Here is a 22,236-nt window from a genome sequence, read left to right as displayed (position 1 = left end):
ACGACCTATGGCTTATCAATCGCAAGACATCATTCGTCGTTCCGCCACTAACGGTTTCACGCCCGCGCCTCAGGCGCGGGACCATCAGGAAGAGGTGGCAAAGCTTATCGACGTCACCACCTGTATCGGCTGTAAAGCATGTCAGGTGGCGTGTTCGGAATGGAACGATATCCGTGATGAAGTGGGTAACAACGTTGGGGTATATGACAACCCGGCTGATTTAACCGCCAAATCCTGGACGGTGATGCGTTTCTCGGAAGTGGAACAAGACGACAAACTCGAATGGCTTATCCGTAAGGATGGCTGTATGCACTGCGCCGATCCGGGCTGCCTGAAGGCATGCCCGGCTGAAGGCGCAATCATTCAGTATGCCAACGGTATCGTCGACTTCCAGTCCGAGCAGTGTATTGGCTGCGGTTACTGCATCGCGGGCTGCCCGTTCGACGTGCCACGACTCAACCCGGACGATAACCGCGTCTATAAATGTACGCTGTGCGTTGACCGTGTCGTGGTCGGGCAAGAACCGGCCTGCGTGAAAACCTGCCCAACCGGCGCGATTCATTTCGGTACCAAAGAGTCGATGAAAACGCTGGCAGGCGAGCGCGTGGCGGAGCTGAAAACTCGTGGTTACGACAATGCGGGTCTGTACGATCCAGCGGGTGTTGGCGGTACGCACGTAATGTATGTATTGCACCACGCCGACAAGCCGAATCTGTATCACGGCCTGCCGGAGAACCCGGAAATCAGCGCCACCGTGAAGTTCTGGAAAGGCATCTGGAAACCCCTCGCAGCCGTCGGCTTTGCAGCGACATTTGCGGCCAGTATCTTCCATTACGTCGGTGTCGGTCCGAACCGTGCGGAAGAGGAAGAAGACAATCTGCATGAAGAAAAAGACGAGGTGCGCAAATGAAACGACGTGACACCATCGTGCGCTACACGGCGCCGGAACGCATCAACCACTGGATCACCGCCTTCTGTTTCATCCTGGCGGCAGTGAGCGGGATGGGCTTTCTCTTCCCGTCTTTTAACTGGCTGATGCAAATTATGGGCACTCCACAACTGGCGCGAATTCTGCACCCGTTTGTCGGTGTGATCATGTTTGCCTCGTTTATCATCATGTTTTTCCGTTACTGGCACCACAATCTAATCAATCGGGATGATATCTTTTGGGCGAAGAATATTCGTAAGATCGTCGTCAACGAGGAAGTAGGTGACACGGGACGTTATAACTTCGGCCAGAAATGCGTATTCTGGGCGGCGATTATCTTCCTGGTCCTGTTGCTGGTGAGTGGAGTGGTCATCTGGCGTCCATATTTTGCGCCTGCTTTCTCAATCCCGGTGATCCGATTCGCGTTAATGCTGCATTCATTTGCCGCAGTAGCGTTAATTGTGGTTATCATGGTGCACATTTACGCCGCCCTTTGGGTGAAAGGCACCATTACCGCGATGGTGGAAGGATGGGTCACCAGTTCATGGGCGAAGAAACATCACCCACGCTGGTACCGTGAAGTCCGCCAGAAACAGGAAAAGTCATCTGAATGAGTATTCGCATAATCCCGCAAGATGAGCTGGAGAAGAGCGATAAACGCACGGCGGATATGATTCCGCCGTTATTATTCCCCAGGCTCAAAAATTTGTATAACCGCCGTGCTGAACGTCTGCGCGAGCTGGCTGAAAACAACCCGCTGGGTGATTACCTGCGCTTTGCCGCGCTGATCGCCCATGCACAGGAAGTGGTGCTGTACGACCATCCGCTGCAGATAGACCTGACCGCACGCATCAAAGAAGCAAACGATCAGGGCAAGCCGCCGCTGGATATCCACGTCCTTCCACGCGATAAGCACTGGCAAAAGCTGCTGCAATCGTTAATTGCTGAGCTGAAACCGGAAATGAGCGGTCCAGCTTTAGCAGTGATCGAGAATCTGGAAAAAGCCTCAGAGCAAGAGCTGGAACTGATGGCCAGTGCGCTGTTTGCTTCTGATTTTGCGTCTGTCAGCAGCGATAAAGCGCCGTTCATCTGGGCCGCTCTGTCACTCTACTGGGCACAAATGGCAAGCCTGATCCCCGGAAAAGCGCGTGCAGAATACGGTGAACAACGCCAGTTCTGCCCAGTGTGCGGTTCGATGCCAGTTTCCAGTATGGTGCAAATTGGTACCACTCAGGGGCTGCGCTATCTGCACTGCAACTTGTGTGAAACCGAGTGGCACGTCGTGCGCGTGAAGTGCAGCAACTGCGAGCAAAGCCGTGATTTGAACTACTGGTCACTGGATAACGAGCAGTCAGCTATTAAAGCTGAAAGCTGTGGCGACTGCGGAACTTACCTGAAGATTTTATATCAGGAAAAAGACCCTAAAGTAGAAGCTGTTGCCGACGACCTCGCCTCACTGATGCTGGACGCGCACATGGAACAAGAGGGTTTTGCCCGCAGTTCCATCAACCCGTTCCTGTTTCCGGGAGAGGGAGAGTAAATTCTCTGTTATACCGGGCGGCGTAAGTCGCCCAAGTTACCATTCGTATGGCGTCGTCACGCCCGGTATTCCGGCAAAGTCCCTGGTGTTACGCGTGACCAGTTCAAGGCGATGAACCTGCGCTGTCGCCAGAATAATGGCATCCGGAAGTTTCATCCCATACTCCTGGCGCAAAGCAACACTTCGCTCGGCAATTTCCTGCGATACACCGATAACATTAAATGCGCTCATCGCAACGCGCGTGCGGTGCTCCTGATTGTACTTTTTGGCACCAACCATCACTTCCATCCAGGTAATAAGGCTAATCGCATTCTGCGGCGGCCATGCATCTAACGCTTGTTTTGCTTCGCGCCGCCCGCTGAATAAGTCGATTAAAATATTGGTGTCAAAAAGTGCCGATCCATTAGCCATTACCACTCCTCACGCAGTTTGCGCTGGTATTCCACACCGTCTTCTTCACAGCCCTGCCATAAGCCAAGTGCGCTGGAAATCGTGGTTTCTGCCTGCTCCTGTCTTTCCAGATATTGCTCAACCGCCTCTCGCAACAGTTCCGCGCGGGGAAGATTGCGCTGCACTTTGAGATCGTCCAGTCGTTTAATCACTTCATCTGATAAATCGAGTAAAATTCGGCCCATACCAAGTCCAATCATCACGCTCATATATATCTCCAGTATATCACTCAAGATTAAAACACGAGCAATTTATACCCAGTAAATTCTAAAGAGAAGAGCTCTGCGAGTGGTTAATTTACTTTTGCGAGCCGCTTTCCAGAATCACTGTCCAGACAAAATTCTCCATTTTCTTTTGCTAATATCCAGGCTATAACACTGTATATTCACACAGGTTAAAGACAAAAAAATGGCACTGGAAAATGGAATTGCACAGCTGGTTGAAGAGTTTATTGCAGCGGGTCGCCCTTCTTCACGCACACAGAGTATTGATGACCGGAGAGCAGGGTACATCGCCAGTACCGTGCTCGCCGGGGAAACAGAAACCCACGTACAGGTTGAAGATATTGAACTCGATGCCATGACATTTCGCGTCGTTTCGCCGCCCGGCGTCTCGGGTTTACTGCCCTGCGTCATCTATTATCATGGTGGTTGCTTTGTCAGCGGTGGATTTACGACACATGATAACCAACTGAGGCAACTTGCCTGGTACAGCGACTGCCGGGTGATTGCGGTGAAGTACCGCCTTGCGCCAGAACACCCTTTCCCGGCAGCACATGATGATGCCGAAAGAGGGTCTAATATCATCTGGAAGTATGCCGAGAAACTGGGTGTAGACCGCAATAACATCACGCTTACTGGCGATAGCGCGGGCGGGCATCTGGCGCTGGTCACCGCACTACGCCTGAAAGCCAAAAATATCTGGCAACCCGCCAAGCTTATTCTGATTTACCCAATGCTGGATGCAACCGCCAGGTTTGAGAGTTACACCCGTAATGGGCAGGATTACATCATTACTCGCGACACGCTGCTGTCTGGCTATGAGATGTATTTGTCGCATACCGATCCTCTCGACCCTGAGGCCAGCCCATTGTGGAGGGATGATTTCAACGGTTTACCACCCACACACATCATTACTGCTGAATTTGACCCACTACGCGATGAAGGTGAAGCCTTGTATCAACGGTTCCTGGAGCAAGATGTGGAATGCACCTGCCAGCGTTATTTCGGTGTCATCCACGGTTTTTTTCAGCTTGCAGGTATTAGCCATGCGGCACGCAATGCTATACGTGACGTGGCCTGGAGAGTGGGATACTTTCAATGATGTAGTAAAAACTATTTCTTTGTGAAGCCAAAGGTGCAGCGAAGCCGAGCATCACAAGGCGCTCGCAGCACCCTGTAATCTTCCGGCAGACGCGTTCATCGAATAAAAAGGAATCCCTTTCTGATTACTCTTCCTCGTTGCCGCCCTCTTCCAGCGGTCCGAAGGGTTTCGCAGGCAACACGATGTACGTGCCTTCAAATACCACGCCCGCCGTATCATCGCCAAACAGCTCTACCTGCATCTGAACTCGCGCCTTGCGGCCTCTCGCCAGACGGTCGAGGTCTCCACTCAGTGAGCCCAGATCAGCGATGGCAGTGGGTTTCCCGGTGATAGGCCTGCTGTATCGGATATGTGCGTCGGCGAGGATAATTGTCCCGCCCAGATGGCGCTCGCGTAACATCAACCAGATGAGTCCCCAACCGGTTAATGTCGCCAGTGAAAACAGGCTTCCCGCGAACAAGGTATGGTGAGGATTCTGATTGCCGGTCTCGGGCATCGTCGTAATAAATTTTTGCCCGGTATACTGCTGAATACGCACACCCATCTTCTCACTCAACGGAATATGCTCGTACCAGGCTTGCTGTAACTGCCCACACCAGTCACCACGATGGAGAATATCATCCAGCGTAGCGATGGGTTTAATCATCAAAAAGTGGCGCACTGGCGTGGTCTGCGGCGTGGTAATTTCTCCCTGACTCACAAATCCCAGCTTGGCGAAAAATTCGACTGCGTCTTCACGGGCGCTGCAGGTTACGCGCTTAACGCCTTCCTGACGCGCCACAGACTCGAGGGTCATCGCCATTAGCGTTCCCAGTCCCTTCTCCTGTACTGACGGATCAACCGCCATAAAGCGTATAGAGGCTTCGTTATCCGCATTGATGTACAGACGGCCTACAGCAACTAGATTACCCTCTTCATCCACCACCATCTGGTGATGAGCCATGGCATCCCAGGCATCCCGTTCTGAGCCTTTTGGCTGGTGCAGCGGTTTACGCAGCATCTCCCAGCGGAACTGGTAGTAACGCTCCAGTTCTTCTTCTGTTTGCGGTACTCGAAGGTGATACATAGTTGTATTCTCTCTTGTTACCCGCGACCACGCCGGAAGCTGGTTCATACCTGTAACCAGAACGTCACGGGGCCATCATTAACCAGTGAAACCTGCATATCAGCAGCGAATCGTCCGGTCTGCGTGTTCATTTCCTGCTGACGGCAGCGCTCAACGAAGTACTCGTACAGCGCCTCTGCCCGATCGGGTGCCGCACCCTTTGAAAATCCGGGGCGCATACCGCGTTCGGTATCTGCTGCCAGCGTAAACTGTGATACCACCAGCACACTGCCACCGGCCTGCTGCACGTTCAGATTCATCTTACCTTCGGAATCACTAAAAATTCGATATCCGAGCACGCGTTCACACAGGCGGTTCGCTTTCTGTTCGTCATCATCCTTTTCGACACCTAATAAGACCAAAAGTCCTGGGCCGATTTCACCCGTCACCTCGCCCTCCACGGTGACGCTGGCACGGGTTACGCGCTGAATTAATGCAATCATGGTTGCTCTGCTTCTTCTTGTTCTGCGGCTTGTTTAAGTTTGCGGTATTCCCCGAGAGTGACAGTTATTTCCGCGCCTAGCAAGACGATACACCACGTCCAGTACACCCAGACAAATAAAATGGGGATCACCGCCAGGACACCGTAAATAAGCTGATAAGACGGGAACATAGTGATGTAGAGCGCAAATCCTTTTTTCCCGGCTTCGAACAAAACGGCGGCGACAAATGCCCCGATCACCGCATCGCGATTGGGTACGCGCGTCGTGGGTACGATGCTGTAAAGCAGCCAGAATGAGAGCCAGGAGAGCACCAACGGAAAAATGCGCAGTACATCATCAATGACTGAGTTGAGATCGCTGGCCCAACGAAGTGACAACAGATACGAGCTGATTGCCAGGCTGGCCCCTGCCAACAGCGGACCCAACGTTAAAATCATCCAGTAGACAGCAAAAGAATACACTTTAGGCCGTGTACGCTTGCTACGCCAGATGGTATTCAACGCGCTGTCTATGGCATACATCAGCAATAGCGCCGTCACAATCAGCCCACACGCGCCAACCGCCGTCATTTTGTTTGAGTTTGCGACAAACTGTTCGATATAACGCTGAATGACGTCACCCGTCGCCGGGATAAAATTAGCAAAAATAAAATGCCGTAGCTGGATGCTGACGTCAGAAAACATCGGAAATGCGGCGAAAAGAGCAAAAACAACGGCGATAAGCGGCACTAATGAGAGCAATGAAACGTAGGCAAGATTTCCTGCCAGCGTCGTCATATTGTCCTCATCAATGCGATGCCATAATAGCTTAAGCCAGGCCCATACAGGACGCGTATGATGCCGGGCTTTTTGGTGTACATTTTTTAGCATAACAACTTCGCGAAATAGTCAGGAATGGTCGTTTTATCGACGACCTGGATACTGGTGATCCCTAGCCGGTTAGCCCCTTCAATATTATCGGCGTTGTCATCAAAAAAGACCGCATCCGCAGCGGAAAAACCTTCAGACTGCAGGACATGCTGGTAAATCCGCGCTTCCGGTTTACGCATGCCGAGTTCCTGGGAAAGATAAATATGGTCAGCAGCCTGACGAACTTCAGGATACTCATCCGGCCAAAACGTCGTGTGCAAGCGGTTGGTATTCGAGAGCACGACCACGCGATGCCCTTGCTCACGCAGTTTATGCATAATGTCGATCACTTCAGGTCGTAATGCGACGAAAACAGCCTGCCAGCCATGAGAGAACTGCTCATAACTCAACGGAAGCGCCATGTCATGGCACAGAGCCTCGGCAAAGGCCTCATCCGTTATTTCACCCCGTTCATGCTGGTGAAAAGCATCTCCCATGGTAAAACTTTGCTTCAGCGAAGCCAGCGGTACACGACTCAGATCGCTCCATGTACCTAACACGCGATTGAAGTCGATATCGACAATCACATTACCCAAATCAAAGATATAGAGCATGCCCTTCTCCTTACTCGCCGTGGATGAATAACTGTAGCGGGAAAGGAGAAGTTTGACTATGAGAGCGTGAAAGCTTTGGACTTACCTGGCCAGCAAAGGATTGGGTAACATCTATAGAGCATCATCCTGAGAAGGGCTCACTTGCACAATTTCAACCTGCTGCGACTGGAGCAGATTGTGTAATGCCGGACCAGGATATTCATCGGTAAACAGCGCTGTCACCTGAGAAACGTTGCCAATCTCAACCGCTGCGGAAGCCGTGTATTTCGTATGATCAGCAGCAAGGAGGATTTGCCGGGAGTGGGACATCATCGTTTTAACAACGCTGGCTTCATTAACATCAAATTCCAGCAACGCACCATCGCTATCAATTGCCCCTACGCTGGTCACCAGATAATCGGCACGAAAATCTGCGACGAATGCCGTAGCTGAAGGACCAATAATGCCACTGTTATGTGGGCGAAGCGTTCCCCCAGGAACCATCACTTCGAAACGCGGATTATTATAAAGAATATGCGCCACGCGCAGGCTATTGGTAATAATGCGTAAATGGTTGTGGTTTAATAGCGCTCTCGCCACCTGCTCCACAGTGGTACCAATAGTAATGAACACCGTCGAGCCGTCAGGAATGTAGTCTGCCACCGCTTCCGCGATGGCTTTTTTCTCTTCCGTCCAGGAGACTTCACGCTGCTCGAATGCCGTATTCACCACGCTGGAGGCTCTACCCGCCCCACCGTGATGACGCGTAATCAATCCCTGCTCGCTTAATTTACGAATATCGCGACGTACGGTCTGCGTGGAAACATCCAGCAGGCTGGCCAGCTCGTCAATATTCATATAACCGCGCTCGCTGATCAGCATAAGCAACTGATCGTGTCGCGGGTTACCGGTCAGTTCGGTAAGGCTCATGAAATTTCCTCGAAAAACCATTGCCCTGGCATTTTATACAAAAAGTGACAGAAAAGATCGCGTTTGATCACAGTCAGGGATCCCCGCACGTCCCCCCGGGCGCGTACACTTCAGCGCCGCAACCCCGCTGGCGAACCTGACGGCATCATTCTGAGCGATACCGGAAGCCAGACCAAATGCCAGTGCACCATGAAAAACATCCCCGGCTCCCGTGGTATCAACCACATCGACTGAGAATCCAGGCTGATGCTGTAATGCATTATTCTCTATCCAGTCACATCCTTCACTGCCGCGAGTCACATAGACATGTCCATTTGTGAGCATTTGCGCTTTTTTTAGTGCGGTATCAATATCTTTCGTTCCCGCCAGACGCGCCAGGCCCGGCTCAGAAAATGCAGCATGATCGCTTAATGCCACCAACTCACTGATGTCCTGTGGCGTTACATCGCCATCCAGTACTGTCATCACGCCAGCCCGGCGCGCCAGCGTGAATGCCTGCTTCGCCCCCTCATGCCAGCGAACATCTGCCAACACCACATCCCACTGGGAAAAGTCGATCTCATTTAGCCAGTCGGCATCTGGCAGTAAATCCGGGCTGGGGTAATTGATGATAATCCGCTCCCCTTGTCCATCGACCATAATCGCCGATTGTGAAGAATTAGCCCCTACGTAGCGCCGGGTATAGCGAGTATTTACCCCCAGCGATTCAAGTTCCCCCAACAGACTATTTCCGGTGTCGTCATCGCCAACACGACCAATAAAGTCTACCTGCGCCCCCAACTTCGCCGCGGCTACTGCAGCCGTTGCAGCAGGCCCCCCGCCCACTTCCGTATAGCGCTTCGCCACATATTTACCACCTTCAGTTGGTAAGCCTTCCACGTAATAGATGCGATCCATCACGGTAATACCCACACAAGCAACACGAATCATGGTCATTCCTCAAACGTTTCGGATGGGATCATTTTAATTTCACAAAATGTTTAAAAAGTGACGGCTGTCAATTTTTTGACCATAAATTACAAATACGATCAAAAACAGACAGAAAAAACCGATTTTAAATGACAAAAAATGACATCCACGTCTCAGGAGAACGTTATGGCAGTTATAGCATTTATCGGATTAGGTCAGATGGGTTCCCCCATGGCGAGTAATTTGCTGAAGCAAGGCCATCAGCTCAGCGTCTTTGACGTTAACCCGGATGCTGTTCAGCGCCTGGTAGCGCAAGGAGCACAACCTGCCAGCAACCCAGCTCAAGCCGCAAAAGATGCAGAGTTTGTCATCACGATGCTGCCAAACGGCGATCTGGTGCGCAACGTATTGTTTGGTGAGTCTGGCGTCTGCGAAACCCTTTCCTCGCAGGCACTGGTTATTGATATGTCCACTATTCACCCACTGCAAACCGACAAGTTAATTGCCGATATGCGTGCTAAGGGCTTCAGCATGATGGATTGCCCGGTCGGGCGCACTTCCGATCACGCGATCGCTGGAACATTACTGCTGCTGGCAGGTGGCTCAGCCGAGCAGGTTGAACACGCTACGCCGGTACTAATGGCAATGGGTAACGAATTGATCAATGCAGGCGGACCAGGTATGGGGATCCGCGTGAAGCTTATCAATAACTATATGAGTATTGCCCTGAATGCGCTTTCCGCCGAAGCAGCCACGTTATGTGAAGCGCTCGATCTTTCTTTTGATGTGGCTTTAAAAGTCATGAGCGGAACACCTGCCGGAAAAGGCCACTTCACGACGTCCTGGCCAAACAAAGTACTGAAAGGCGATCTTTCCCCTGCCTTTATGATCGATTTGGCCCACAAGGATCTTGGCATAGCGCTGGATGTTGCCAATCAGTTGCATGTACCAATGCCGCTCGGTGCTGCGTCCCGAGAAGTTTATAACCAGGCGCGCGCAGCGGGTCGTGGTCGGGAAGACTGGACCGCAATTCTTGAGCAGGTACGTAACAGCGCCGGGCTTACTGCCAAAGTAAAAATGTAACGACTGTATAAAGGAAAATTGAATGAACAACTACTCCATCAAAGACATTACGCGTGCATCCGGCGGTTTTGCCATGCTGGCAGTCGACCAACGCGAAGCTATGCGTTTAATGTTTGCCGCTGCAGGAGCGAAATCCCCGGTAAGCGACAACGTTCTGACCGATTTCAAAGTGAATGCAGCGAAGATTCTTTCTCCTTATGCATCGGCCGTTTTGGTCGATCAGCAATTCTGCTATCGCCAGGTGGTGGAACAAAACGCGGTAGCCAAAAGCTGCGCCATGATTGTTGCCGCCGATGCATTCATTCCAGGCAATGGTATCCCTGTTGATAGCGTGGTTATTGATAGGGCGATCGATCCGCAAGCCGTGAAGCAGGACGGCGCGAAAGCGTTGAAACTGCTGGTGCTGTGGCGTAGCGATGAAGATGCCCAGCAGCGCCTGGATATGGTGAAAGAATTCAATCAAATGTGCCACTCCAATGGTCTACTGAGCATTATCGAGCCAGTGGTACGCCCGCCGCGTCGTGGCGATAAGTTCGATCGCGAACAAGCTATTATCGATGCCGCTAAAGAACTGGGTGACAGCGGCGCCGATCTCTACAAAGTAGAAATGCCACTGTACGGCAAAGGTTCGCAACACGAACTCCTCACTGCATCCCAACGCCTGAATGAAAACATCAATATGCCGTGGGTCATTCTCTCTTCCGGCGTTGACGAAAAACTGTTCCCTCGCGCCGTCAGCGTTGCAATGACAGCGGGAGCCTCTGGCTTCCTGGCTGGACGTGCAGTCTGGTCTTCAGTAGTGGGTCTGCCAGATACCGAACTGATGCTGCGCGATGTCTCTGCACCGAAATTGCAGCGTCTGGGTGAAATTGTCGATGAAATGATGGCCCGCCGCCGTTAATACGAGGATCAAAGAATGAAATGGTTTAACACCTTGAGCCACAACCGTTGGCTGGAGCAGGAGACCGACCGAATCTTTAATTTCGGTAAGAACGCGGTGGTGCCAACTGGCTTTGGCTGGCTGGGAAACACTGGTCAGGTCAGAGCGGAGATGGGAACGCATCTGTGGATCACCGCGCGTATGTTGCACGTCTATTCTGTTGCGGCATCCATGGGGCGTCCAGGAGCATACCAGTTAGTCGAGCACGGTATTAACTCTCTGAACGGTGCACTACGTGATAAACGCTACGGTGGCTGGTATGCCTGCGTGAACGACGAAGGAGTAATGGATGCTTCCAAACAGGGCTATCAGCATTTCTTTGTGTTACTCGGTGCGGCAAGTGCGGTCACTACCGGTCATCCGCAGGCCAGAATACTGTTGGATGATGCCATTGAGGTGATCGAAAAATACTTCTGGAGTGAAGATGAGCAGATGTGCCTGGAGTCCTGGGACGAAGCCTTCAGCCAGACGGAAGATTACCGTGGTGGCAACGCCAACATGCATGCGGTTGAAGCCTTCCTGATCGTTTACGACGTCACACATGACCGTAAATGGTTGGATCGGGCGCTGCGTATCGCTTCGGTGATTATTCACGACGTAGCCCGCAGCGGCGAATATCGGGTCAACGAACACTTTGATTCCCAATGGAACCCTATTCGCGATTACAACAAAGATAACCCCGCCCACCGCTTCCGCGCCTACGGAGGTACACCGGGACACTGGATTGAGTGGGGTCGCCTGATGCTACATCTGCATGCCGCTCTGGAAGCTTGCTTCGAAACGCCGCCCGCCTGGCTACTGGAAGATGCCAAAGGTCTTTTTCATGCCACCATCCGCGATGCCTGGGCACCGGACGGTGCTGACGGATTTGTCTACTCGGTGGGCTGGGACGGCAAACCAATCGTACGTGAAAGAGTGCGCTGGCCGATAGTCGAAGCCATGGGGACAGCTTACGCCCTTTATACCCTCACTGGCGATAGTCAGTACGAAGCCTGGTACCAAAAATGGTGGGATTACTGCATCACTTATCTGATGGACTACGAGACCGGCTCGTGGTGGCAGGAGCTGGATACCAATAACAAGGTGACCACCAAAGTCTGGGACGGCAAGCAGGATATTTATCATCTGTTGCATTGCCTGGTGATCCCGCGTCTGCCGTTGGCTCCGGGATTAGCCCCGGCGGTCGCCGCCGGTCTACTGGACGTTAACGCCAAATAAGTCACGAGGATAGCAGCCATGCACAGCGGCGGAAAAACCATTCATCTTAAGGCAGGTCACTACCAGGCGGTAATCGTCACGGTAGGTGCGGGTTTGGCTGAACTAACGCACCATGCTCGTCATGTCGTCATTCCGCATAAGCCGGATGAGATGCCACTGGCCCATCTGGGAAAAGTCCTTATTCCCTGGCCAAATCGCGTGACGGATGGCTGCTATCGATACAACAGCAAGACGCTTCAACTTGCTGTTAACGACCCTGTTTCGCATACCGCCATTCATGGGTTGCTAGCATGGCGGGACTGGCAAATTAACCATCAGTCGGCATCAGAAGTGTCGCTGACTGTTTTTCTGCCGCCCTCCTATGGTTATCCCTTTGCGCTGATGTCAGAGGTGATTTACCGACTGGATGCCACCAGCGGACTGCACGTTTCTATTTGTACACAGAATGTGGGTGATGAAACGGCCCCTTATGGTGCAGGAGCGCACCCCTATTTGACCTGTAACCTTCAACACATCGACAGCTGCGAATTAACACTTCCGGCTAGTGAGGTAGTCCACGGCGAATTGAATTTTTCTGTGCCACGCATCGTGGCAAGTACTGCTATCGACCATACGTTCAAAAGCGCTTTATCCCCGGAGGAATGGGAAGTCAGGATAAGCAGCCATTCACAAAAAATGTCCACCTTTCTACGCAGCAACCAGCCCTGGCTACAGGTGTATACGGGCGAAAAATTAGCAAGGAGAGGCTTGGCAGTAGAACCCATGACCTGCCCACCCGACGCCTTTAATTCCGGGATTAGCCTGATTCATCTCGCCCCCGGAGAGAAACATCAACTGAATTTTTTAATCGGCAGTGAATAACCGATTTCCGACAGATTACCGAATTACCCTATTTTTACGGAGACTATAATGAATTCGCTACAACAACGGTCAACCGCATTAGAGCTCGCCACGTTTCAGGATGGCTTTACTCTCACCTGGCAAAATCGCCTAATTTTACGTCACAGCACAGAAACCCCTTGCCTGTGGATTGGGGCTGGCGTTGCCGATATCGATATGTTTCGTGGCAATTTCAGTATTAAAGACAAACTCAATGAGAAGATTGCACTCACGGATGTAACGGTCAGCAAATCACCTGAAGGCTGGCTGGTGCATTTCAGCCGCGGCGGTGCCATCAACGCCACCTTGCAAATCTCCACTGATGAACAAGGCCGCCTGAAGCTGGATCTGCATAACGACGATCTTAACCACAACCGTATTTGGTTACGTCTGGCCGCCACCCCGGAAGACCATGTCTACGGCTGCGGCGAACAGTTCTCTTACTTTGATTTACGCGGCAAGCCGTTCCCGCTGTGGACCAGCGAACAGGGTGTAGGCCGCAACAAAAATAGCTATGTCACCTGGCAGGCAGACTGCAAAGAGAATGCGGGTGGCGACTATTACTGGACCTTCTTCCCGCAGCCAACCTTCATCAGCACACAAAAATACTACTGCCATGTTGATAACAGCTGTTATATGAATTTCGATTTCAGCGCGCCGGAATACCACGAACTGGCATTGTGGGAAGACAAAACCACTCTGCGCTTTGAATGCGCTGACACCTACATCTCCTTGTTGGAAAAACTGACCGCATTGTTAGGCCGTCAGCCGGAACTGCCGGACTGGATTTACGACGGCGTCACGCTGGGTATTCAAGGCGGGACCGAAGTTTGCCAGAACAAACTGGACACCATGCGTAACGCAGGCGTGAAGGTAAACGGCATCTGGGCACAGGACTGGTCCGGGATCCGCATGACCTCGTTTGGCAAACGCGTGATGTGGAACTGGAAGTGGAACAGCGACAACTACCCGCAGTTGGATAATCGGATTAAGCAGTGGAAAGACGAAGGCGTGCAGTTCCTCTCTTATATCAACCCTTACGTCGCCAGCGATAAAGAGCTCTGCGCCGAGGCCGCGGCACGTGGATATCTGGCAAAAGATGCTTCTGGTGATGACTACCTGGTTGAGTTTGGCGAGTTTTACGGTGGCGTGGTCGATCTGACCAACCCCGAAGCCTACGACTGGTTCAAAGAAGTGATCAAAAAGAACATGATTGAACTCGGCTGTGGCGGCTGGATGGCGGATTTTGGCGAATATCTGCCAACTGATACGTATCTGCACAATGGTGTCAGCGCTGAGATCATGCATAACGCCTGGCCCGCACTGTGGGCGAAGTGTAACTACGAAGCACTACAGGAAACGGGTAAGCTCGGCGAGATCTTGTTCTTTATGCGTGCGGGTTATACCGGCAGCCAGAAATACTCCACCATGATGTGGGCAGGTGACCAGAACGTTGACTGGAGCCTCGACGATGGTCTGGCCTCGGTCGTACCTGCCGCCCTGTCTCTGGCGATGACCGGCCACGGTCTGCACCATAGCGATATCGGCGGTTATACCACGCTGTTTGATATGAAACGCACGAAAGAGCTGCTGCTGCGCTGGTGTGACTTCAGCGCTTTCACCCCAATGATGCGCACCCACGAAGGCAACCGCCCTGGCGATAACTGGCAATTTGATGGTGACGCAGAGACTATCGCCCACTTTGCCCGCATGACGACGGTTTTCACCACTCTGAAACCGTATCTCAAGCAGGCCGTTGCGCAGAACGCCGCCACCGGTCTGCCTGTGATGCGCCCACTCTTTCTGCATTACGAAGACGATGCAACAACCTACACCCTGAAATACCAGTACTTGTTGGGGCAGGATCTGCTGGTGGCACCGGTTCACGAACAGGGTCGGAACGACTGGACGCTGTATCTACCAGAGGATAGCTGGGTCAACGTCTGGACAGGGGAAACTCACAATGGCGGCGAATTAACCGTTGATGCGCCAATTGGCAAGCCTCCGGTCTTTTATCGCGCGAAGAGTGAGTGGGCGTCACTGTTTGCAACTTTACGCAACATCTAATCAGGCTCGCCCGTGGGGAAACTCGCGGGCAAATGAGGGATAATCATGAGTCAGAATACAGCCAATCCGGCAACCCTACGTTTACCTTTTAAAGAAAAACTCGCCTATGGGATGGGTGATTTAGGTTCGAATATCCTACTGGACATTGGTACGCTCTATTTACTCAAATTTTATACCGATGTTCTTGGTTTACCTGGTACTTACGGCGGGATCATTTTCCTTATAGCCAAGTTTTTTACCGCGTTTACCGACATGGGTACCGGAATCATGCTCGATTCACGGCGAAAAATTGGTCCGAAAGGTAAATTCCGTCCATTCGTGCTCTATGCCGCTTTCCCGGTCACGCTTTTAGCCATTGCTAACTTTGTCGGCACACCGTTTGAAGTAACCGGTAAAACGGTGATGGCGACGGTACTGTTTATGCTGTACGGACTGTTCTTCAGTATGATGAACTGCTCTTACGGCGCGATGGTTCCCGCGATTACTAAAAACCCGGATGAACGCGCTTCGCTTGCCGCCTGGCGTCAGGGTGGTGCCACGCTTGGCTTGCTGCTGTGTACAGTCGGTTTTGTCCCGGTGATGAACCTCATCGAAGGTAACTCGCAGCTGGGCTACATCTTCGCCGCCACGCTGTTCTCCTTGTTCGGGCTGCTATTTATGTGGCTCTGCTATGCAGGGGTTAAAGAACGCTATGTGGAAGTTAAACCAGCAGACAGTGCGCAAAAACCGGGATTATTGCAATCTTTTCGCGCCATCGCCGGTAACCGCCCGCTGTTTATTCTGTGCATTGCCAACCTCTGCACGCTTGGCGCGTTCAACGTCAAACTGGCGATCCAGGTCTATTACACTCAGTACGTATTAAACGACCCGATCCTGCTCTCCTGGATGGGCTTTTTCAGCATGGGTTGTATCTTCATTGGCGTGTTTTTGATGCCAGGGATGGTCAGGCGCTTTGGTAAGAAAAAGGTCTACATTGGTGGCCTGCTGATTTGGGTAGTGGGCGATCTGCTCAACTATTTCTTTGGCGGCGGCTCGGTCAGTTTTGTTGCGTTCTCCTGCCTGGCCTTCTTTGGTTCGGCGTTTGTAAACAGCCTGAACTGGGCACTGGTCTCCGATACGGTGGAATACGGTGAATGGCGTACCGGCGTGCGTTCTGAAGGAACGGTATACACTGGTTTCACCTTTTTCCGTAAAGTCTCGCAGGCGCTGGCCGGCTTCTTCCCCGGTTGGATGCTGACACAGATCGGCTACGTACCCAACGTAGTGCAATCGGCGGGTACCGTTGAGGGTTTGCGTCAGCTGATCTTTATTTATCCGTGTGCTCTGGCAGTCATCACCATCGTGGCAATGGGCTGCTTCTACAACCTTAACGAGAAGATGTATGTCCGCATCGTTGAAGAGATTGAAGCACGTAAACAACCCGTTTGATAATAATAATGAATAGCGCCCTAAGGGGCGTTATTAAGGAGCGATTATGTCTGACCATGATCCGCTAACGCTAAAACTGAGCCTGCGTGAAAAATTCGCCTACGGAGTGGGTGACTTCGGCTCAAATTTGATGCTGTGTATCGGTACGCTGTATCTGCTTAAATTTTATACCGATGAACTTGGGATGCCTGCATATTACGGTGGAATCATCTTTCTGGTGGCAAAGTTCTTCACCGCTTTCACCGATATGCTGACCGGCGTGTTGCTGGACTCGCGCCGCAGTATTGGCGCAAAAGGAAAATTCAGGCCCTTTATTTTATATGCGTCGTTTCCTGTCGCATTGGTTGCTAGCGCGCAGTTTTTAGCAACCGATTTTACGCTGACGGTGAAAACAGGGCTGGCAACGGTACTATTTATGCTGTTTGGCCTGTTCTATAGTCTGATGAACTGCTCTTACGGAGCAATGGTTCCCGCTATCACTAAAAATCCACATGAGCGCGCGCAGCTTGCTGCCTGGCGTCAGGGCGGCGCAACTGTCGGCTTGCTACTGTGTACCGTTGGTTTCATGCCTATTCAGGCGCTTTTTACCAGCTCTCCTTCGCTGGGGTATCTGATTGCCGCGCTGATCTTCTCTGTCTGCGGTTTGTTCAGTATGTGGTGGTGCTTTAGCGGCGTGAAAGAGCGCTATATCGAGATCGTGCCAGACCAGCATAAGCCCAGCATTCTCAAATCGTTTCGCGCGATTTTCCGTAACCCTCCCCTGTTGGTATTGTGCATCGCCAATTTATGTACTCTGGCAGCATTCAATATCAAACTGGCGATTCAGGTCTATTACACACAGTACGTGCTCAACGATATCCATCTGCTGTCATGGATGGGTTTTTTCAGTATGGGCTGTATTCTGGTCGGTGTGCTGTTGGTTCCCACAACAGTGAAGCGCTTCGGCAAAAAGCAGGTTTACCTCGGAGGGCTAGCGCTATGGGCTATCGGCGATATCCTGAACTTTATCTGGGGCAGTACATCGTTTTTATTTGTCACTTTCTCGTGCATGGCATTCTTCGGTACCGCCTTTGTTAACAGCCTGAACTGGGCACTGGTCCCGGATACGGTTGATTATGGTGAATGGAAAACGGGGATTCGTGCCGAGGGATCGGTCTATACGGGTTACACCTTTTCGCGAAAAGTTTCCGCTGCGCTTGCCGGATTCCTGCCAGGCATTATGCTGACGCAAATCGGCTATGTTCCCAACATAGTCCAGAGTGACACCACCTTGCTCGGTTTGCGTCAGCTTATTTTTCTCTGGCCCTGCGGACTTGCCATTATTGCCGCTCTCACTATGGGCTTCTTTTATAAGCTCAACGAAACACGCTTCGCTTTCATTATTGAGGAAATTAACCAGCGGAAGAAAAATATCATTCAGCCAAAGTCTGTTAGCAACGAAAAAAACGCCTCTATTGTAAACGTATAAAAATAATAGCCGCTTATTCCATCTCAATGGATGGCGGCCTCCCTACGCTTAAAAAATGGATTTACTATGAACAAATTACACACAATAGTTCTGTTAACCTCTGTTTTCTCCACATCTGTTTTTGCAGGAGCCTATGTAGAGAACCGGGAAGCATATAATCTGGCATCCGATCAACAAGAAATTATGTTACGCGTCGGCTATAATTCAGATATGGGTGCTGGCATCATGCTGACCAACACTTATACCCTACAGCGTGATGATGAATTAAAACACGGCTATAATGAAATAGAGGGGTGGTATCCATTATTCAAACCAACGGATAAACTCACAATCCAACCTGGAGGACTGATAAATGATAAAAGTATTGGCTCTGGTGGGGCGGTATATCTGGATGTGAACTATAAGTTCACGCCATGGTTTAACCTTACTGTACGTAATAGGTATAACCATAATAACTACAGCTCAACCGATCTAAATGGTGATTTGGATAATAATGATAGCTATGAAATAGGTAACTACTGGAACTTCAGTATCACTGATAAATTCTCTTATACATTTGAGCCACACTACTTTTATAACGTAAATGATTTTAACAGTAGCAATGGAACGAAGCATCACTGGGAAATTACTAATACATTCAAGTATAGAATCAACGAACATTGGCTGCCCTATCTTGAATTACGCTGGTTAGATCGTAATGTGGAACCCTATCATCGGGAACAGAACCAGATTCGTATTGGGGCAAAGTATTTCTTCTGAGTACCTTCAATTGTGATAAAAAAGCCGCTGATAATCAGCGGCTTTTTCGTATTCTTCGATATCGAAGCCTGTTACGCCTCTGCAGTTTCCAGCATTTTCTTGCGTTGGCTAATCCGTTTAACCAGCATCACGGAGACAATCGCACCGCAGAAGGCAAAGCACGCCATAATGCCAAACACGATTTTGTAGCCGATAAGACCCGGGTTTAAATCCAAAATATATCCGTACAGACTGAAGCAGAACATCGCCGGGGCGTAACCGATAAAGCTGCCCAGCGCCATTGCAGCGCCCGTCTGGTTCTCGGCAATTTTAGCTTCACCAATCGGGGCAAAGAAAACAGCGCGCTGCGTAAAGACGATCGCACCGAAGCCCAGTGTACACACCATGCCTAAATAAACCGGCATACTTTCATGCGGCAGAATCATCAGCAACACCAGAGCTACCGTGCTAATCATGAACGTATAGCATAAGTATTTACTGGGTGATTTCAGGATCTTATCCGAGATCATCCCGCCAATCGGGCCACCGACCATTTTCAGACAGTACTGGTTAATAATCCCATAAGCCCCCACCAGCGCGACCGGCAGCATATAGATGTTTTTCAGGAACGGGATGAAGAATGTTAATCCACAATAGACGGCATACACAAAGAAGACGTTGAAGGCGATTAGCCAAATGGTTTTATCCTTCAATACCGATGTCATGCTGGGATTTTTCGGCGCATCTTCTGCATCCTGCACTTTTGCCACAGGCGCATCTTCTTTATCATTCAGCACAAAGAAGATAATGATCCCCACGATAATCACGATGGCAGAGTAGAACCAGATACCGGCTTTGAATCCCAGCAATCCGCTACCGAACCAGGTAAAGACGGCCAGCGCGGAAAATGCGACAACCGTATCAACAATACCGCGGCCCGTTTCGAAGAAACCAAACAATCGACCCTGTTGTTCACTATTCCCCAGACGGCTAACAGATTTTAATAGCACTGGCCAGTTCATCATGTCACAGGTGACGCCAAACAGCGCCCAGACAAAGAGGATCCCCCAATAACCAGGCATAGAGGTCAGATAGACCCCCAACAATCCCGTGGCAATAAGAGAAAAAGACATGGTGTATTTACGTGGCAATTTATCTGCAAAATAAATAGATAAGAAAAAGCCCACGGTAGTCACAAATGAGTTCACTGACATTGCATTACCAATTTGACCATTGGTTAAATGGAAGTATTCTTGCATCGGAATATAGAACGCATCTTTCAGTGAAGGTAATTTGTAGATTGTACCGCCGCACAGCGTTAACAGGCTAAAAAGTGCCCATTTCTTTTTTGTGAGCATAGCATCCCCTAAATGATTATTTAAATCATTTGTTTTGAAAATAACAATATGACCATTCCCCTGGAATGGTTTAAGCAACCTAAAAAGAAACGAAGATTTTTTAATTAGTTAGAATATCATGTGCCTCATTTTTAATTTGTTGTAGCACGCTACGCACAAATTTTAATTGTTGAATAGCATCGTTTTTTTCTTTAATTAGACGTTCTTCCAGAAGATCAGCTGCAGGCAACGGTGTTTCACTCATTTGGCGCCATGGGATCCATGGATTATCACCTTCATTTTCAAAACGAAACGCTGGAGCATAATAATCAACTTCCTCTTCCAGTCCGTAAGCCATTACCTGTGGCTTATCATCACCTAAACAGATCAGTTTGGTCAGTAGCGCCTTAAATGGCATATCTCCCTGGCCCGATGTACAGGCTTTGTGGCCCAGCCCCGCTTTTTCATTAATGATTAACGCATCTTTAATATGCACCTGAGTAATGTGCGGTGACATCGTATCTAGCGCTGTTAACGGATGTTCATTCGCATTGATCATATTTGCGAAATCAAAGAGTAAAGAGAGTGACTCCATATCGCTGTTCTGAATTAATGACACTAATTCATGGCTCTTCAAGTCTTCATGCTGTTCTAACGTAAATGTTAGTCCGCTATCCTGATATCTTTCACGCAAATATTTGATATCTTGAGTTATTGTTGCAAGAACATCCTGAAGATTACCTTCGTAGCGTGGATAAAACCTTACGGAAGAGGCACCTGTTTTTAAAGCAATAGAGACGGCCTGGTCAATGGACTTTTTATCAGAGGAGCTGGTTTCAATATGAATATCCAGCTGCAACTTACGCGCTTTATCACCGAATGCTGACAGCTCATTGTCATTCATATTTTCCAGAGAATAACGCTCACCATCAAGAACGTGAATTTTCACGCCGCGCAGATTATTTTCATTAGCAATATCTAATAAATCATTCGGTAATATTCGCTCAAGACGCATATTTAAATGATAAGCATACGCGTGTAGATATAGGGGAAGGTTATCTACACGAGCCAGGATTTTATGTGCATTATCTTTAGTGACCATAAACGTACCTACAAGTTAATGAAGAGATCAACTGCTTCAAATCGCCAATACTCAATATCTATTTGCACGATGTTACCATCGCTGTCGGCCCGATGTTTTTCAATAAGAATGGCAGGCATTCCAGCAGAGCCGCCAATAAATTTACTAATATCACCGGCCATTCTGACAGGTTTAAATACCAGTTTTTTGATTACCGTTTCTTTTTTATATTCGTTTTCCCACACTGAAGAAAATGACTGACTTTCAAGCTGTTCAATAAAACCCGGAGCAACCTTGGGATTAATATACGTTTCGTGATAGAAAACCTTATGCCCTTCCAGTGCTCCCCAACCCGTTATCCGATACAGTTCATCAGACGGCGTAGCAGCTACCAGCGGAGCGGTAGCTTCAGGATAGTGAGATACCCGGCTTTTCTCGATAAATCCCCAGGAAGGCTCTCTGCCCTGCTCAAGCGCTGCGCGCTGAAAGCTTGCCGATAATTCCGGGCTGTAGTTAAAACGAGCCTGTGTGACAAACCATCCTTTGCGGTCTTTACGAAAGATTTTGGATTCAGACTCGAGGTTTAATAACGCCTGACGTAACGTCATACGCTTGATACCCAACAGCTCTCCCAGTTCTCTTTCTGAAGGGAGTTTTCCGCCCGGTGTGGTGATCCCATCTTTTAACCAACGATCTAACTTCTCTTTCGCATTTTCAACGGTCGACTGATTACTCGTCATTGTTTAATCCATTTGGTTTAAACCAGATGGTTTTATCATACGCTGACGTCGAAAAAGAAAGCAAACACACGCATCGAGCTTTAGAAATAATTGTGACAAAGCTCTCTTATGGCAGGAGTCTGAAGTGGAAGTGGTTAAGACGGCAGGCAGGGATTAAGCGTAACTCTCACCTGATTCCAGGAATAACA

At 50.1% G+C, this 22,236-nt stretch carries 23 protein-coding genes; 12 read left to right on the top strand and 11 right to left on the bottom strand.

The window, feature by feature from the left end:
• The first annotated feature begins 7 nt into the window (after nt 1-7).
• From fdoH to fdhE, 3 genes are read left to right on the top strand one after another with little or no spacing between them, the layout of a single operon-like run.
• Complete coding sequence (gene fdoH, locus OGX98_RS13650; protein ID WP_045449238.1) at nt 8-910, top strand: formate dehydrogenase O subunit beta; 903 nt, start codon at nt 8-10, stop codon at nt 908-910.
• Nucleotides 907-1,542 carry a formate dehydrogenase cytochrome b556 subunit gene (gene fdoI / locus OGX98_RS13645; RefSeq protein WP_045449236.1) on the top strand — a complete coding sequence of 212 codons (636 nt, stop codon included), beginning with the start codon at nt 907-909 and terminating at the stop codon, nt 1,540-1,542. The genes fdoH and fdoI overlap by 4 nt, the downstream gene beginning before the upstream one ends.
• Nucleotides 1,539-2,468 (top strand): formate dehydrogenase accessory protein FdhE, encoded by a 930-nt coding sequence (fdhE, locus tag OGX98_RS13640; RefSeq protein ID WP_045449235.1) that lies wholly within the window; start codon nt 1,539-1,541, stop codon nt 2,466-2,468. The genes fdoI and fdhE overlap by 4 nt, the downstream gene beginning before the upstream one ends.
• A 36-nt stretch (nt 2,469-2,504) precedes the next feature.
• On the opposite strand, the gene OGX98_RS13635 is transcribed toward fdhE, so the two are convergent.
• The gene (locus OGX98_RS13635; protein WP_045449233.1) at nt 2,505-2,879 is read right to left on the bottom strand and encodes a type II toxin-antitoxin system VapC family toxin; all 375 of its coding nucleotides are present in this window, start codon (nt 2,877-2,879) and stop codon (nt 2,505-2,507) included.
• Nucleotides 2,879-3,127, bottom strand: a complete 249-nt coding sequence (locus tag OGX98_RS13630) for a ribbon-helix-helix domain-containing protein (RefSeq protein WP_045449231.1) — start codon at nt 3,125-3,127, stop codon at nt 2,879-2,881. Before OGX98_RS13630 ends, OGX98_RS13635 begins: the two co-directional genes overlap by 1 nt.
• 199 nt (nt 3,128-3,326) lie before the next feature.
• Here OGX98_RS13630 and OGX98_RS13625 point away from each other — a divergent pair, with 199 nt between their 5' ends.
• Nucleotides 3,327-4,241, top strand: coding sequence for an alpha/beta hydrolase (locus tag OGX98_RS13625; RefSeq protein ID WP_286595406.1), 915 nt, complete (start codon nt 3,327-3,329; stop codon nt 4,239-4,241).
• Between the two features lie 124 nt (nt 4,242-4,365).
• On the opposite strand, the gene fabY is transcribed toward OGX98_RS13625, so the two are convergent.
• The 6 genes from fabY to OGX98_RS13595 form a co-directional block, all read right to left on the bottom strand.
• Nucleotides 4,366-5,307 carry a fatty acid biosynthesis protein FabY gene (fabY, locus tag OGX98_RS13620; protein ID WP_045449228.1) on the bottom strand — a complete coding sequence of 314 codons (942 nt, stop codon included), beginning with the start codon at nt 5,305-5,307 and terminating at the stop codon, nt 4,366-4,368.
• Between the two features lie 44 nt (nt 5,308-5,351).
• Nucleotides 5,352-5,789: a D-aminoacyl-tRNA deacylase gene (gene dtd / locus OGX98_RS13615; RefSeq protein WP_045449226.1), complete on the bottom strand. Its 438-nt coding sequence runs from the start codon at nt 5,787-5,789 to the stop codon at nt 5,352-5,354.
• On the bottom strand, nt 5,786-6,658 hold the full coding sequence (locus tag OGX98_RS13610) for a virulence factor BrkB family protein (RefSeq protein ID WP_045449224.1): 873 nt from the start codon (nt 6,656-6,658) through the stop codon (nt 5,786-5,788). The genes dtd and OGX98_RS13610 overlap by 4 nt, the downstream gene beginning before the upstream one ends.
• Entirely contained in the window at nt 6,652-7,251 is a 600-nt protein-coding gene (yihX, locus tag OGX98_RS13605) for a glucose-1-phosphatase (RefSeq protein WP_048223344.1), read from the bottom strand. The genes OGX98_RS13610 and yihX overlap by 7 nt, the downstream gene beginning before the upstream one ends.
• A gap of 111 nt (nt 7,252-7,362) precedes the next feature.
• Entirely contained in the window at nt 7,363-8,160 is a 798-nt protein-coding gene (locus OGX98_RS13600) for a DeoR/GlpR family DNA-binding transcription regulator (RefSeq protein WP_225760330.1), read from the bottom strand.
• Between the two features lie 33 nt (nt 8,161-8,193).
• Complete coding sequence (locus OGX98_RS13595) at nt 8,194-9,090, bottom strand: sugar kinase (protein ID WP_286595405.1); 897 nt, start codon at nt 9,088-9,090, stop codon at nt 8,194-8,196.
• A gap of 165 nt (nt 9,091-9,255) precedes the next feature.
• On the opposite strand from OGX98_RS13595, the gene yihU reads away from it, so the two are divergent.
• The 8 genes from yihU to ompL all read left to right on the top strand — a co-directional run bounded on the left by yihU (nt 9,256) and on the right by ompL (nt 18,911).
• Nucleotides 9,256-10,152 carry a sulfolactaldehyde 3-reductase gene (yihU, locus tag OGX98_RS13590; RefSeq protein ID WP_225760328.1) on the top strand — a complete coding sequence of 299 codons (897 nt, stop codon included), beginning with the start codon at nt 9,256-9,258 and terminating at the stop codon, nt 10,150-10,152.
• Between the two features lie 22 nt (nt 10,153-10,174).
• Complete coding sequence (gene yihT, locus OGX98_RS13585; RefSeq protein ID WP_225760327.1) at nt 10,175-11,053, top strand: sulfofructosephosphate aldolase; 879 nt, start codon at nt 10,175-10,177, stop codon at nt 11,051-11,053.
• A 15-nt stretch (nt 11,054-11,068) separates the two neighbouring features.
• Nucleotides 11,069-12,310: a sulfoquinovose isomerase gene (gene yihS / locus OGX98_RS13580; RefSeq protein ID WP_286595404.1), complete on the top strand. Its 1,242-nt coding sequence runs from the start codon at nt 11,069-11,071 to the stop codon at nt 12,308-12,310.
• An 18-nt stretch (nt 12,311-12,328) separates the two neighbouring features.
• Nucleotides 12,329-13,171, top strand: coding sequence for an aldose-1-epimerase (locus tag OGX98_RS13575; protein ID WP_286595403.1), 843 nt, complete (start codon nt 12,329-12,331; stop codon nt 13,169-13,171).
• A 48-nt stretch (nt 13,172-13,219) separates the two neighbouring features.
• Nucleotides 13,220-15,256, top strand: a complete 2,037-nt coding sequence (locus OGX98_RS13570) for an alpha-glucosidase (RefSeq protein ID WP_225760324.1) — start codon at nt 13,220-13,222, stop codon at nt 15,254-15,256.
• A 45-nt stretch (nt 15,257-15,301) separates the two neighbouring features.
• Nucleotides 15,302-16,684 (top strand): MFS transporter, encoded by a 1,383-nt coding sequence (locus OGX98_RS13565; RefSeq protein WP_225760323.1) that lies wholly within the window; start codon nt 15,302-15,304, stop codon nt 16,682-16,684.
• 46 nt (nt 16,685-16,730) lie between these two features.
• Nucleotides 16,731-18,152 (top strand): MFS transporter, encoded by a 1,422-nt coding sequence (locus OGX98_RS13560; protein ID WP_225760322.1) that lies wholly within the window; start codon nt 16,731-16,733, stop codon nt 18,150-18,152.
• A gap of 66 nt (nt 18,153-18,218) precedes the next feature.
• The gene (gene ompL, locus OGX98_RS13555) at nt 18,219-18,911 is read left to right on the top strand and encodes a porin OmpL (RefSeq protein WP_286595402.1); all 693 of its coding nucleotides are present in this window, start codon (nt 18,219-18,221) and stop codon (nt 18,909-18,911) included.
• A gap of 71 nt (nt 18,912-18,982) precedes the next feature.
• Here ompL and OGX98_RS13550 read toward each other — a convergent pair whose 3' ends face one another.
• The 3 genes from OGX98_RS13550 to OGX98_RS13540 all read right to left on the bottom strand — a co-directional run bounded on the left by OGX98_RS13550 (nt 18,983) and on the right by OGX98_RS13540 (nt 22,048).
• Nucleotides 18,983-20,248, bottom strand: coding sequence for an MFS transporter (locus OGX98_RS13550; RefSeq protein WP_045449204.1), 1,266 nt, complete (start codon nt 20,246-20,248; stop codon nt 18,983-18,985).
• Nucleotides 20,249-20,348: 100 nt separating this feature from the next.
• A complete protein-coding gene (locus tag OGX98_RS13545) occupies nt 20,349-21,329 on the bottom strand; it encodes a sugar phosphate isomerase/epimerase family protein (protein ID WP_286595401.1) in 981 nt (326 codons plus the stop codon).
• A gap of 8 nt (nt 21,330-21,337) precedes the next feature.
• Nucleotides 21,338-22,048, bottom strand: coding sequence for a GntR family transcriptional regulator (locus tag OGX98_RS13540; RefSeq protein WP_048223332.1), 711 nt, complete (start codon nt 22,046-22,048; stop codon nt 21,338-21,340).
• Nucleotides 22,049-22,236 lie beyond the last annotated feature (188 nt).

Origin of the sequence: Citrobacter sp. Cm046 (assembly GCF_030333065.1) — a bacterium.
Taxonomy (GTDB): Bacteria; Pseudomonadota; Gammaproteobacteria; order Enterobacterales; family Enterobacteriaceae; genus Citrobacter; species Citrobacter murliniae.
The sequence above is the reverse complement of the archived record's forward strand: the minus strand, read 5'-3'. Positions and strand labels throughout refer to the sequence as shown.